Source organism: Eggerthella sp., from assembly GCF_048329335.1.
GTDB lineage: Bacteria > Actinomycetota > Coriobacteriia > Coriobacteriales > Eggerthellaceae > Eggerthella > Eggerthella lenta.
Genome location: NZ_DBFEGU010000392.1, coordinates 1 through 13,169, shown reverse-complemented (window position 1 = coordinate 13,169; position 13,169 = coordinate 1). Strand labels below are relative to the sequence as shown.

The 13,169-nt window shown below is 63.8% G+C and carries 11 protein-coding genes; 7 read left to right on the top strand and 4 right to left on the bottom strand.

The genetic code is table 11. The features are described 5' to 3' along the window. Positions 1-149: 149 nt before the first annotated feature. Complete coding sequence (locus ACMO6A_RS12280; RefSeq protein WP_231566113.1) at positions 150-1,649, bottom strand: helix-turn-helix transcriptional regulator; 1,500 nt, start codon at positions 1,647-1,649, stop codon at positions 150-152. 254 nt (positions 1,650-1,903) lie between these two features. On the opposite strand from ACMO6A_RS12280, the gene ACMO6A_RS12275 reads away from it, so the two are divergent. From ACMO6A_RS12275 to ACMO6A_RS12260, 4 genes are all read left to right on the top strand, one after another. Beyond that, entirely contained in the window at positions 1,904-2,290 is a 387-nt protein-coding gene (locus ACMO6A_RS12275) for a hypothetical protein (RefSeq protein ID WP_009306840.1), read from the top strand. 126 nt (positions 2,291-2,416) lie between these two features. Then, positions 2,417-2,842, top strand: coding sequence for a TOBE domain-containing protein (locus ACMO6A_RS12270; protein ID WP_009306841.1), 426 nt, complete (start codon positions 2,417-2,419; stop codon positions 2,840-2,842). A 264-nt stretch (positions 2,843-3,106) separates the two neighbouring features. After that, the gene (locus ACMO6A_RS12265) at positions 3,107-3,745 is read left to right on the top strand and encodes an RNA polymerase sigma factor (protein WP_009306842.1); all 639 of its coding nucleotides are present in this window, start codon (positions 3,107-3,109) and stop codon (positions 3,743-3,745) included. Beyond that, positions 3,702-4,670, top strand: coding sequence for a hypothetical protein (locus ACMO6A_RS12260; RefSeq protein WP_227110050.1), 969 nt, complete (start codon positions 3,702-3,704; stop codon positions 4,668-4,670). The genes ACMO6A_RS12265 and ACMO6A_RS12260 overlap by 44 nt, the downstream gene beginning before the upstream one ends. 501 nt (positions 4,671-5,171) lie before the next feature. Here the strand turns inward: ACMO6A_RS12260 and ACMO6A_RS12255 are convergent. Beyond that, entirely contained in the window at positions 5,172-7,613 is a 2,442-nt protein-coding gene (locus ACMO6A_RS12255) for a ribonucleoside triphosphate reductase (RefSeq protein WP_009306844.1), read from the bottom strand. A gap of 362 nt (positions 7,614-7,975) precedes the next feature. On the opposite strand from ACMO6A_RS12255, the gene ACMO6A_RS12250 reads away from it, so the two are divergent. Further along, the gene (locus ACMO6A_RS12250) at positions 7,976-8,593 is read left to right on the top strand and encodes a pyridoxamine 5'-phosphate oxidase family protein (protein WP_009306845.1); all 618 of its coding nucleotides are present in this window, start codon (positions 7,976-7,978) and stop codon (positions 8,591-8,593) included. Positions 8,594-8,596: 3 nt separating this feature from the next. Next, entirely contained in the window at positions 8,597-9,319 is a 723-nt protein-coding gene (locus ACMO6A_RS12245) for an anaerobic ribonucleoside-triphosphate reductase activating protein (protein WP_009306846.1), read from the top strand. A gap of 314 nt (positions 9,320-9,633) precedes the next feature. Here ACMO6A_RS12245 and ACMO6A_RS12240 read toward each other — a convergent pair whose 3' ends face one another. Together ACMO6A_RS12240 and ACMO6A_RS12235 are read right to left on the bottom strand one after the other, a co-directional pair. Beyond that, the gene (locus tag ACMO6A_RS12240) at positions 9,634-10,908 is read right to left on the bottom strand and encodes an MFS transporter (RefSeq protein ID WP_009306847.1); all 1,275 of its coding nucleotides are present in this window, start codon (positions 10,906-10,908) and stop codon (positions 9,634-9,636) included. 245 nt (positions 10,909-11,153) lie between these two features. Next, a complete protein-coding gene (locus ACMO6A_RS12235) occupies positions 11,154-11,831 on the bottom strand; it encodes a TetR/AcrR family transcriptional regulator (protein WP_009306848.1) in 678 nt (225 codons plus the stop codon). Positions 11,832-11,982: 151 nt separating this feature from the next. Between ACMO6A_RS12235 and ACMO6A_RS12230 the strand changes: the two genes are divergently transcribed. Beyond that, positions 11,983-13,119, top strand: coding sequence for a diphosphate--fructose-6-phosphate 1-phosphotransferase (locus ACMO6A_RS12230; RefSeq protein ID WP_418471337.1), 1,137 nt, complete (start codon positions 11,983-11,985; stop codon positions 13,117-13,119). Positions 13,120-13,169 lie beyond the last annotated feature (50 nt).

Here is a 13,169-nt window from a genome sequence, read left to right as displayed (position 1 = left end):
CGCAAGATCATAGGGAGCGCCATTGACCCGAAGGAGGACGAAGGCTAAGATTCACCTCGCAAGGGTGCCGGCGATTCTCCGGCGATGGCCCTGATACACCACGATTCGGGACGCGGCCGCCTCCTCCCAGCTCGGACATCGCGCTTCCCCTACATCTGGTCGATCAGGACCAGCAGCTCCTGCTTCTTGTGGATGTCGAGCTTGGCGTAGATGCGCTTCGAGTGGGTCCGCATGGTGTTCTCGGAAATGAACAGCATCTCGGCGATGGCCGGGCCCGAGTAGCCGCGCACGAGCAACTCCATGACCTCGGCCTCGCGGCTGGACAGACCGTACAGCTCGCTCAGGCGCTTGCAGCGCTTCGACACGCGATCGGCAAGCTGCGGCCCCGTGGCAGCGCCGGCCGGCGCTGCCACGTCGCGGGAGCGCACCGCCTGCGTCACGGCGATCTCGGCCGACGTCTCCTTCTGCGGCGCCTTCGGCGTGAGCATGAGGAACTCCAGGCGGTTCGTGTGCAGCTTGCCCACCTTGCGCCCCACCAGCGCGATCAGCAGCATCACGTACAGGGCCACCAACGCCATGAACGACAGCTGCTCCACGCCAAGCGCCGCCGCACTGCCCGAGGCGTAGCCCACCAGGTAGCCGCACATCTGCATGAAGTAGGTGATGGTGCCGTAGAACGCGAAGATGAACACCGGGTTGATGCCGCTATCGCGCGAGATCTGGCCGCAATGCATCATCATGAGCACGCACGCCAGCATGAAGCACGCGTACGTCACGCCGCTTCCCACCGTGGTGAACTCGCCTCCCGCGAACGGCAGCACGATGAGGCACGTCGCCGCGATGGGAAACAGCACGCGGAACACGCTCATGAGGTCCACGTGGATGGTGCGCCGCCTCCATGCCCCGTAAAACACGGCCACCACAGCCAGCAGCGCGGACATCGAGAAGATGTTGATGGTGCTGAGCAGCTCCTGGTGCGTGACCGCGATGAAGCGGATGGCGCCCGAGCAGAACCCGAGCGCGCCCACCGACAGCGCCGGCAGGAAGCTTTCGCACAGCGCGTTCTTGTACACCACCGCGTGCTCGCGCGGCACGTCGTCGAACATGGGCTGCTGCGCGTCCGTCGCGTGCGCGGCGATCCACAGGCACAGCCCCGCCAGCGGCACCAGCACCAGGGGTATAAGGTAAGCGGTGAGAGCCGTGGGGATGAAGCACAGGAAGAAGTACAGCAGCGCCGAGAACCCGGTGCCCTTGATGAGCGCGAGGTTGCCGCGCGCGCTGTCGAGCGAGGCGAACACGCGCTGCCAGCTCATGAGGTAGCCCGCCGACCCCACGCCGATGAGCGCCGCCGCGCCCACCACCAACGCCAGCGCAAGCGATTCCAGGTACATGGCCCCCACCAGCATGAGCGGCCCGAACGCAAGCGGCGCCGAGAACGCCAGCACATGCGCCCCGCGGGAGAGGCCGGGACGCGCCCACGTGAAGGCCATGGCCGCGCAGAACGCCAACCAGAACACGGCGATCTGCACCGTGTAGAATACGATGGTGGTGAGCGACGTCTGGCAGAACGCAGGCAAGTAGGGGTAGATGCCGCCCCAGATGGACGTTGCGTTGATGGACAGAAACGTCGCGTACCCGAAGCTTGGCACGTCCGGTTTCAATGCTGATGGAGCGCGCATGTGCGAGTGTCCCCCTCCGTTTGCCGTAGGGTCATTCTAGCAGACGCACCGGGGACGGCCGGCGGACATGGTGACACGGTGATGCATTTGAACTGGGAAAATAGAAATATCACAACATTCTGGTGACAACATCGCGAGCGGCGAGCACCTATAGTTCACCGCAGACGGAGAGGCCGCGCCACCGCATGAGCGGCCTCGCATGAAACGAGAATGGAGGGGGTTGCATGTCAACAGATCGCACTGCGCTGACCCGCCGCACGTTCGTCGCATCGGCCGGAGCGCTGGGAGCGCTGGCCGCCTGCGGCACCGCGGCGAACACGCTGTACGCGTCGGCGCCGCAGGCGTTCGGCGACGAGAGCGGCGACGGCGAGAGCATCGATGAGCTGCGCGAGGACAAGCCCGAGCTGCCCACGCCCGCTCGTCGCGGGATCGCGCTTTGTCACGTTGCGGCCATCCACGAGATACCGCACGGTCACCCATTCTCGAAATCATCCTCATGCACATATAATCTTCGTCTCAGTATAAACCCTATCGGGCGTGGCGTAACGCACAAGCTTCATGACCCCTCCACGGATTCGCATGGTTTCGTACACGAGAATGCACGAGCTTGAACGAAACGACACGAACCGGGGTCATTTCCCACGGACTTCTTCCACACGGCGTCCGAACCCGCGACACTGTGACCATGCCGAACGGGCTCCGGAGAAGCCGGAAGCCCCCAACGAAAGGAACCTGCTATGAAGATATCCGCTCGCAACCAGCTCAAGGGCACCGTCTCCGCCATCGCCGAGGGCGCCGTGAACGGCGTCGTTTCCATCGACCTGGGATCTACCATGGTCAAAGCCGACATCACCATGGAAGCCATCAACGATCTAGGCCTCAAAGAGGGCACCGACGCCATGGCCATCATCAAGGCCAGCAACGTGATGTTCGCCGCCGGCTCCGAGCGCATCCAGGGCATCTCGGCCCGCAACCAGATCGCCGGAACGATCGCGTCCGTGAAGAAGGGCGCCGTGAACGGTCATGTGGCCATCGAGACCCCCGAGGGCGCACGCATCATGGGCTCCATCACGAACGAGGCCATCGAGGATCTGGGTCTCGCCGAGGGTGCTGCCGCGCTCGCCATCGTGAAGTCCACCGACGTCATCGTGGGCGTGGAGTAACCGCTTCCATAGCATCTGCGAGCGACGCTCGCACCCGCAAGGCCGCGTCCTGCACGCGGCCTTGCTGCATTTCCGGATCCCCTTTCCGTTCCGCGCTTTGCGCGGCGCTCTCTTTCCTTCCCGTTCTGGGCCATCGGCGCAGCCTTCGCGGCTTCGAGGCTGCGCGCACGCCGCCCGCGAAGCGCATTCGCTCAAACGAACTTTTTCGCCTTCCTCAGAACAATCTCACACTCTAGCCCGTATTGTTACCAGAGAGGTGAATGCATGCGCTTGCCGTTCCAGCGAAAAAACCAGCCCGCCGCAGCCCGCGACAGCCCGAAACCGCTTCGATCCGACGCGTTCTTGCTCGAAGCCATGGACGCGTGGGGCGATGTCGTGTATCGCGTCGCGCTGGCGCAGACCGGCTCGCCCAGCGACGCCGACGACGTGTTCCAGGACGTGTTCATGCGCCTGCTGGAACACGACACCGCGTTCGAAAGCGACGAGCACCTGAAAGCCTGGCTGCTGCGCGTCACGGTGAACCGCTGCCGCGACTTGGCGCGTTTGACCTGGAACCGCCGCACGGAAGGCTTCACGCGGGAGCATGCCGACATCCCCGCCCCCGACGCGTTCGACGCCGACATCTGGGAGGTCGTGGGCGCGTTGCCGCCCGACCTGCGCATCCCGGTGCACCTGTTCTACGTCGAGGGCTACGCCACCGAAGAGATCGCGCGCATCACGGGATGCCGACCCAGCACCGTGCGAACCCGCCTCCACCGCGCCCGCGAGCAGTTGCGGAACATGCTGGAAGACGACCGCGGCCAACGCGAGTCGAGCCTTGCAAGCTGCCGCGACCCCCTATGCCGAAAGGAGCCGAACCGTGACCGATCCCCGCAACCCCGGCCCACGCCCAACCGTGGATGAGTACCGCACCATGATGCGAGGAACGCACGTCCCGGACCAGCTGAAACAAGCGACCCTGAGCGAAGCGGGCAGGCGCCGGGGCCGCAGCGCTAAAACCGTGCGGACCCCCGTCCGAACAGGCGCGTCGGTCAGGCGACGCTCGGCGCTCGGGTTCGCCGTCGCCGCCTGCCTCGTGCTGGTCGCGGGAATCGGCGCAACGGCTTTCGCGATCAACGGCCCCGGCGGGTTCGGACCGGGGAAAACCGTAGAGCTGGAGTCCCAAGACTTCACGGGAGGCGGCGGCTACAGCGGTCCCTGGTACAACCCAGCCGACGACACGTTCTGGAGCTACGAATGGGCTGGATACAAGTATCATTTCCCTGTGCGGTGCGTCGGGAACAACATCGAATCCGTCACCTACGAAATCGAAGGCGAGCGCAGCTACTTCGAGATCATCGATAACACCGTCACCGCCGAGCAGCACGACAACGGCAAGCACGTGTTCAATTACACCAAGTCCGTTACGTTCGACTACGACCATCAGGAGTCGATCGACGACCAGCGTATCGTAGAAATCTACATCGGCTTCCCCCTTCCCGAAGAGGGGAAGGAAGCGTACGAATTGGCCCTTGCCGGCAAAAACTCGCTCGAAGCGAGCAGGCAGCTGAATACCGCCATCGAAAAAGGCGCGGCTCGGGAAATCTCGACCTCCCGATTGAAGCTCACCGCCACGTTCGCCGACGGCTCCATGCAAACGAAAACGTACCGCATCGCTCCGGTGCCCGATTTCGACGAACGATACGAGGCCTATTCCGATGCCCGTGCCGCATTTCAGAGCATCGAGCCTCCTTCAAGCGACGCCTCCCAGCAGGAGATCGACGATTACCTCGGCAAGATGCCTCAAATGCCCAAGCTTTACAACATCACCGAGCTCAACGAAGGGTGAACGCCGCGTTGGAACCCGCGCGCCGCAGTATCTTTTTATAACCAATATAGTCATGGACAAAAAGTGCCGATTTTCTTTATCCTCTATGAAGATAAGGCAAAGCGGTGCGCTTCTCACCAGGCATGATGGGAATTGCCTGATGCTCGATCCCTCTCTTTTAGGTCAAAAAACTACAGAATACTATAGCTTTTTGTCCATGATGAATTGACTTATATTATTTTGCTGCGACCCAAACGCTCGCATTACCAGTCGCATGCTAGCATTGAGGAAGCGGTCGCCCCACCCGCAGGAAAGACTCGCGAAACAAACCGCGTCGACACGGTGCGCAGCAAAGCACCCGCAAGCTTTGCCATCCCCATACTGCACCTCCCCGCATGCAAAAGGGCCGGATCCTTCGATCCGGCCCGGAAGTTGCTGGGCGCTTGCTGCTGGTATGCTGATGCCGCGTTCGCGAATGTGGTGACGGGTACGCCCTGGTTTCAAACCGACCGAAGCCGGCGGTTAGGCGGTCACCTGCGCTTTCATCGCATTGACGTGCTGGAACACGGCGGCGGCGCCCGGGATCACGTCCACGGAGCCGTCGGCGGCCACGGACAGCAGCGTGGGCGCCTGCATGATGCGGTAGCGCTGCGCCAGCTCCACGTTCTCTTCGGCCAGCAGCTCCTCGTAGACGATGCCGGCGGCATCCATTTCAGCTGCGGCGAATTTGCAGTTCGGGCACGTCCGCGTGGCAATGAGGTAGAGGCCTGCGGGAAGCGTGCTGTGGTCGGGCGCAGAGGCTTTCTCGATGCCCGGAACCGTCACGTGCGAGCCCGCCTGCCCGACGGTCTCGGCCGCGGCCGTCACGGCTACGGCGCCGTCTCGCGTCAAATGCGAATGCCCCAAGTCGTACTCCACACGGTCGGCGAACTCCTGCGACTTGCCGTCGTTCCAGTTCTTCACCGGGCGGTAGTAGCCGGTGATGCGCGAGTACACCTCGGTCTCCTCGTGGCAGCACGGGCACTCGTACACCTCGCCGGCGATGTAGCCGTGGTTCTTGCACACCGAATACGTGGGTGACATGGTGTAATACGGCAGCTTGTAGTTCTCGGCGATCTTGCGCACCAGCGTGGCGGCCGCCTTCCAGTCGGGCAGCTTCTCGCCCAAGAAGGCATGGAACACGGTGCCGGACGTGTACAGCGTCTGCAGCTCATCCTGCACGTCCAACGCGCTGAAGATGTCGTCGGTGAAGCCCACCGGCAGATGCGACGAGTTCGTGTAGTACGGCTTGCCCTGCTCGTTGGCCGTGATGATGTCGGGGAACTGCTCCTTGTCGTGCTTGGCGAAGCGGTACGTGGTGCTCTCGGCCGGCGTGGCCTCGAGGTTGTACAGGTCGCCGTACTGCTCCTGGTAGTCGGCCAAACGGGCGCGCATGTGGTTGAGCACGTCCTTCGTGAACGCCTGCGCCGGCTCCTGCGTCATGTCAGCGCGCAGCCACTGCGCGTTCAGGCACGCCTCGTTCATGCCCACCAGGCCGATCGTGGAGAAGTGGTTCTCGAACGTGCCCAGGTAGCGCTTGGTGTACGGGTACAAGCCCGCATCCAGCAGGCGCGTGACCACTTCGCGCTTCGTGTGCAGCGAGCGCGCGGAAACGTCCATGAGATGGTCGAGTCGACGGTAGAAGTCGGCTTCGTCGGCGGACAGATAGGCCAGGCGCGGCATGTTGATGGTGACCACGCCGATGGAGCCCGTGGACTCGCCGCTGCCGAAGAAACCGCCCGACTTCTTGCGCAGCTCGCGCAGGTCGAGGCGCAGGCGGCAGCACATGGAGCGCACGTCGGACGGTTCCATGTCGGAGTTGATGTAGTTGGAGAAGTACGGAGTGCCGTACTTCGAGGTCATTTCGAACAGCAGCCGGTTGTTCTCGGTTTCGCTCCAGTCGAAGTCGCGCGTGATGGAGTAGGTGGGGATTGGGTACTGGAAGCCGCGACCGTTCGCATCGCCTTCGATCATGATCTCGATGAAGGCCTTGTTCACCATATCCATTTCGACCTTGCAGTCGCCGTAGGTGAAGTCCATCTCCTTGCCGCCCACGATGGCCGGCTGATCGCGCAGGTCGGCCGGGCACACCCAGTCCAGCGTGATGTTGCTGAACGGCGCCTGCGTGCCCCAGCGCGAAGGCGTGTTCACGCCGAACACGAACGACTCGACGCACTGCTTCGTCTCTTCGTAGGTCAGGTTGTCGGCCTTCACGAACGGCGCGAGATACGTGTCGAAGCTGGAGAACGCCTGGGCGCCCGCCCATTCGTTCTGCATGATGCCCAGGAAGTTCACCATCTGGTTGCACAGGCTGGACAGATGGCTGGCCGGCTTCGACGTGATCTTGCCCGGCACGCCGCCGAGACCCTCCTGGATGAGCTGCTTGAGCGACCAGCCCGCGCAGTAACCCGTCAGCATGGACAGGTCGTGCAGGTGGATGTCGGCGTTGCGGTGAGCCTTCGCCACCTCGTCGTCGTAGATCTCGCTAAGCCAGTAGTTCGCCGTGATGGCGCCCGAGTTCGACAGGATCAGGCCGCCGACGGAGTACGTGACCGTGGAGTTCTCCTTCACGCGCCAGTCTTCCACCTTGACGTACTGGTCCACGAGATCCTTATAGTCCAGCAGCGTGGCGTTGGCGTTGCGCACCTTCTCGCGCTGCTTGCGGTACAGAATGTAGGACTTCGCCACGTCGGCGTACCCGGCCGTGGACAGCACCTCCTCCACGCTGTCTTGCACGTCCTCGACGCTGATGATGCCGTTTTTGATGCGCGGCTCGAAATGGGCGGTCACGTTGAGGGCCAGAAGGTCGATCGTGGAGGGATGGTACTGCTTCTCCAGCGCGTCGAACGCCTTGGAGATGGCGCTTGAGATTTTGGCTATATCGAATTCCGCGATCTTTCCGTCGCGCTTCTGGACCTCGTACATGCTTGCTCCTTTTGCTGTGGATTCGCTTCGTTTGCGCGGCGACTGCCAACCGTTCCGCGCCTCGCATGCGGTTTCAAACACCCTAGCAGCGTCCACCGGGCCAGTCAATGATTGTAATCCATATGTTGAATATGCCTCCACAATACACAACTATATATGGTAGATTTTGCCATCTGGGGTTTTGCGCGAGCGCTCGATGGAGCTCTTCGAAAAGCGACCTGCGGGTTTAGAACAAAGCACCGCGCGGGCCGTTTTGCAGATGCCCGACGCCGAAGCTTTCGGCGAGCGGCAACGCGTTTGATCGCAGGGCGCAGCGGGATTATGATAGACCCCTGCGCAACCAACTAGAAGGAGCATCCGCCATGACCCGCTTCCCCCTGCGCCGAGCCGAGCGCGCGATGCCGCGCGACGAGGCGCTGGCCGTACTCGACGCCGCCGAGTTCGCCATCGTGTCCACCGTGGACGATGACGGCATGCCCTACGGCGTGCCGCTCTCCTTCGTGCGGCGAGGCGATACGCTGTACTTCCACGCCACAAACGAGGGCGGGCACAAGACGGTCGATTTTCGTCGCGACGATCGCGTGTGCGCGACAGCGGTGACGGGCGTCAGAGCGTTCTTCGAAGACGGCGATTTCTCGACCAGCTTCCGGTCGGCCATAACATTCGGCCGCGTCCGCGAGGTCGTCGAAGCGACCGAGTTCAAACATGCGCTGGTGGATCTCTGCATGAAGTACGTGCCGGAGGCAAAGCGCAGCATCGGGAAAGCGATGGAGAAGGAAGGGCCGCACACGTCCGTGTGGGCCATCGACATCGAAGAGATAAGCGGCAAAGCGCATCCGGGACCACGTGGCGATGCGAGCGGGGACGGGCGCACGGATGCCGCGGACGACGGCGGATGCGCCGGCACGGATGCCGGCAGGCAGACGGACCCGGTCGCGGGCGCGGAACCAGTCGCCGCCCTCGGCGGCGAAGGAGCCTGAGCCATGCGCATCGCCGGCTTGCAGAAGCTCACGCTGCTCGATTTCCCGGGCAAGACCGCGGCCACGGTATTCACGCCGGGCTGCAACTTCCGTTGCCCGTTCTGCCACAACGCCGACTTGGTGACGGGCGAGGCGGGGCGCGATGGCGCGGCCGCGGACAGCAGCGCCCTATCGATCGACGAGCTCTTCGCGTTCCTCGGCAAACGCCAGGGGCTGCTCGACGGCGTGTGCATCACAGGCGGTGAACCGTTGCTGCAGTCCGGTATCGATGAGTTCTGCACTCGCGTGCACGAGCTGGGGTTCGCCGTGAAGCTGGACACGAACGGCAGCTTCCCCGGCCGCTTGCGCGCGCTTGTTGAGGAAGGCCTTGTGGATTATGTGGCCACGGACGTGAAGAACGCGCCAGAGCGTTACGCCGAAACCGTCGGCGTCCCCGCGTTCGACCTCGCGCCGGTGCAGGAGTCTCTCGACTTCCTGCGTTCGGGCGCGGTCCCCTACGAGGTGCGCACCACCGTGGTGCGCGAGCTGCACACCGCCGACGACCTGCGCGCGCTGGCTGCGTGGATCGAAGGCGTACAAGCGTGGCACCTGCAAAGCTTCATCGACGCGGACAGCGTGCTGGGCGGCGAAGGTCGCTTCCACGCATGGGACCCCGACGACCTGCGGGCACTGCTGCCCGAGCTGCAGGCCGTCGTGCCGGGCGCTCAGCTGCGCGGGGTGGACTAGAGCCGCGAGGGTCCGCGCCCTCGCATGCCGCAAGCACGCGCCTCTTGCGGATCCCGAATTCCGGCCAATCGAGGAACCCGCGGCACACGAACCGCTCAACACCCCGCGAAACCAGGCAGCGCATAGGAAACGGGAAATTCCGGCAGGAATCGACGCGATTCTGTCATCGAGAAAGCCCGCGCCCTTCGGCCTTTCCGCGTCCGGCCCCCTAACCAGACCCGATACATCCAGGCAAAAGCTCTGTCTCGGCATAAAGCAACGAGTTCAGAAAGAGACGGCAGAATCCCGTCGAAAACTGCCAAAAATCAGGGTTTTCACCGCGCATCTGCGGCCCCCGGCACGGCTGCTTGCAGCTCGGCCAAGCCCTTCCTCAGCACGCGGAACGTAACCAAACCGATGACGAATGCGATGGCCGCCGTGCCCAGCGCCACCGGCACGAGGTTGCCGCGCAGCGCGTCGAACAGCCCGCCGTAGATGAGCTGCCCCACCGGCTGCGCGCAGTTCGCCAGCGACATGGTAAGCGCGATCACCTTCCCCACCAGGTGGCCGGGCGTCTCGAGCTGCACGAACGAGATGGCTTGGATGCTGAACATCGTGGCGCACGCCATGGATGCGAACAGGCCCGCTACCACGATGCCGTACGCCAGCATCGCGTCCATCGGCACGCCCAGCACCACGGCGATGGGCAGCAACCCCAAGGCCGCCACCAGCAGGAACAGCGGCGCGCGGCTGAGACGCAAACGCCCGGCGAACACGCCCACCGAGACGCCGCCCGCCAAACCGCCCAACGCCAGCGCACCCTCGGCGAAGCCCATGTACTGGTTCGGCAGACCCAGGATCTGCGTGATCACAACCGGCGCGCCGATGAGGATGAACGCCGTCAGCGTGACGTTGATGCCCGCCACCAGGAAGATCACCTTGAGGATGACCGTGCGTTCGTGGCGCAGAAACGCGAAGCTCTCGACGATGTCGTTCGCCACCGTGCGCACCACGCCCACGCCGCTGCGCTCGATGGCGTCGCGCGGGATGCGCACCACGGTGACGATGAGCACGGCAGAAACCGCGAACGCCGCTCCCGACACGAACACCACCGGCTCGATGCCGAACAGGCCGAACAGCAAGCCGCCCAGCACCGGGCCCACGAGGCCCGAAAGCGCGCTGATCTGGCTGACGATGGCGGTGGCGCGCACGATGCCGTCGCGCGGGACGATGAACGGCACCGCCGCCTGCACGGTGGGCTGGTACACGCTCTGCGCGGCGTACAGGACGATGAGCGCGCAGATGCACAGGCCGACGAGGTCGATGACGCCGTCGAGTGCGAGAAACGCCGCACACGTCGCAGCCAGAAGGATATCGAGCGCCGCCATGATGCGCCGCTTGTTCACGCGGTCGGCCGCAACCCCTCCGATGGGCGTCAGCACGATGTAGGGGATCCACGCGCAAGCCGACACCGCGCCCATGAGCGCCGCCGAGCCCGTTTGGTTCAGCACGTACAGCGGCAGGGCGAAGCGCAGCACGGCATCGCCGAACAACGAAGCAATCTGCGCGAAGATCACCGAAACGAACGATCGGTTGAGCAGGGTGTTCATGATTGTTCCTTTCTTTTACATACATTCAGTCGGTATGTATATTGGGTAAAAAAGAAGGTTGCCAGGCAACCAGGGTTCGCTAAGACATCGCAAGAGGAAACCGCAAGCACGCGCCGTCATCCCGAGCGGGGCCCTTCGACTCGCCGCGCTCGCTCACAACGACAGCCGGGAACATCCGCTCGCTCGACCTTCCCTTGCCCGCTTTCGTGCTGCCGGAATGTTTCACGTGAAACATTCGTACGTATTTACGAGCTCATAGCATCAAGCCTTTCGTGAAATTGGCTGCGATACCCCTCGAGGATGGTCGCCAGCCCGCCTACTTCCAGGGACAGGCCGCCCAGCGCCTTCACGATATCGAGGTAGTAATCGACGCGCGCACGCAGCTCCTCGGCGGTGGCGGAACGGAACATGGGGCTGACCCAAAGGTTCGCCAACAGCACGATGACCTCGCTGAACTCGCGCGGACGATCGGTTTGGATGCTGCCGTCGCGCACCCCCTGCTCCACGATGGGCAACACGAAATCGGGTACCGTCTCCTGGAGCACCGCCTGGTACTGCAGGCCCAGCAAACGCGCGTTCTTCACCGGATCCACGTCGGGGGCCGCCTTGGCCCACATGTCCATCTGCGGCCCGGTGATGGATGCCGCGAACAGCGCCTGCAGCTTCTCGGCACCGGTCATGCGGCCGTCGTCGCGGATGCGGCGAAGCTCGTCGAACAGCGCTTGGTTGTCGCGGTCGAGCGCAGCCGACAGGATGTCTTCCTTCGACTTGAAGTGGTGGTACACCGCCCCCTTCGTCAAGCCGCCCAGCCCATCGATGATGTCCTGAATGCTGGTATTGTCGTACCCTTTCTCGAAGAACAGGGCCAAGGCCACGTCGAGGATGAGGTTCACCGTCTCCTCGGGATGCTTGTTGCGGGCCATCGGCCTTCCTCTCCATCACGTTACATACCAACGGTATGTATCCTACGCTCCTCCAATGGAGAAGGCAAGAAAAAGTTTGCCGCACGTCCTGGGCAGCATCATACTGGTGCGCATGCGTCAAAGCGATCAGAGAGAACAGGAGCATCGACCCATGAGCACCTGCCTTGTTGCACAATCCGGCGGGCCCACCGCCGTTATCAACGCCAGCCTGGCCGGCGTCATCCGCGCGAACCAGCTGAACCCGCTCTACGACCGCGTGCTGGGCGGCATCCACGGCATCGAGGGCGTGCTGGCCGACCAGCTGTACGACCTCACCGACCTTTCCGAGCACGACCTGGAGCTGCTGAGGCAGACGCCCTCGTCGGCGCTGGGCACGTGCCGCTACAAGCTGAAGCGCGACGACGAGGCCGATTTCCGCCGCCTCGCCGACGTGATGGACGCGCACGACATCGAAACCATGTTCTACATCGGCGGCAACGACTCCATGGACACCGTGGACGCGCTGGCCGAATGGGCGGCCGAGAACGCGCCGAGCAAGCGCTTCATCGGCATTCCGAAAACCGTGGACAACGACCTGGTACCGGTGGACCACTGCCCCGGCTTCCCCAGCGCGGCGAAGGTGGCCTGCCAGATCACGCACGCGACGCGCCTCGACTACGACGCGTACACGCGCCCCGAGGTGTTCGTGCTGGAAGTGATGGGGCGCGACGCGGGCTGGCTGGCGGCGAGCTGCTGCATCACCGGCGACGTCGATTTGTTGGTGCTGCCCGAGGTCGCCTTCGACCGCGACGCGTTTCTCGCCGAAGTGCGCGCGAAGTTCGAGGCGACCGGCTCGTGCTACATCGTAGTGTCCGAGGGTGCGCGCTACGCCGACGGCACCTACCTGTCCGCCGGCGATACTGCGCACGACGGGTTCGCCCACGCCGTGCTGGGCGGGGCGGCGCAAACGGTCAAGCAAATGATTGTCGACACGGGCATCGTGCCGCGCGGCGTGGTGCAGGATTTGTCGCGCGCGGCGCGCTCCAGCAACTTCGCGCAGAGCCTCGTGGACGTGACCGAGGCCTACGACCTGGGAATGAGCGCCCACATGCGCAGCGCCGACCCCGCCTTCACCGGCCAGGTGGTGGGCATCCGCCGCAACCCGGAGGCCGCAGCCGAGGGCCGGCTTCGTCAGCGCTTGTTGAACGGCACGATGGTGGCGGGGATGCCGCCCTTCATGACGAGTTTCGGCTCGCCTTCGATGAGCGGCCGGAAGTACGCGACCGCTTCCGGCGTAATGCCCTGGTAGTTCGGGAGGGTCCACTCGGCGGGGAAGCGTTTGGCGAAATTGGCGAACTC

What these genes read in the sequence shown, in the direction of transcription:
- ACMO6A_RS12275 (WP_009306840.1), top strand. Translation starts at nt 1,904, where the DNA reads ATGTCAACAGATCGCACTGCGCTGACCCGCCGCACGTTCGTCGCATCG.
- ACMO6A_RS12270 (WP_009306841.1), top strand. Translation starts at nt 2,417, where the DNA reads ATGAAGATATCCGCTCGCAACCAGCTCAAGGGCACCGTCTCCGCCATC.
- ACMO6A_RS12265 (WP_009306842.1), top strand. Translation starts at nt 3,107, where the DNA reads ATGCGCTTGCCGTTCCAGCGAAAAAACCAGCCCGCCGCAGCCCGCGAC.
- ACMO6A_RS12255 (WP_009306844.1), bottom strand. Translation starts at nt 7,613, where the DNA reads ATGTACGAGGTCCAGAAGCGCGACGGAAAGATCGCGGAATTCGATATA.
- ACMO6A_RS12250 (WP_009306845.1), top strand. Translation starts at nt 7,976, where the DNA reads ATGACCCGCTTCCCCCTGCGCCGAGCCGAGCGCGCGATGCCGCGCGAC.
- ACMO6A_RS12245 (WP_009306846.1), top strand. Translation starts at nt 8,597, where the DNA reads ATGCGCATCGCCGGCTTGCAGAAGCTCACGCTGCTCGATTTCCCGGGC.
- ACMO6A_RS12240 (WP_009306847.1), bottom strand. Translation starts at nt 10,908, where the DNA reads ATGAACACCCTGCTCAACCGATCGTTCGTTTCGGTGATCTTCGCGCAG.
- ACMO6A_RS12235 (WP_009306848.1), bottom strand. Translation starts at nt 11,831, where the DNA reads ATGGCCCGCAACAAGCATCCCGAGGAGACGGTGAACCTCATCCTCGAC.
- ACMO6A_RS12230 (WP_418471337.1), top strand. Translation starts at nt 11,983, where the DNA reads ATGAGCACCTGCCTTGTTGCACAATCCGGCGGGCCCACCGCCGTTATC.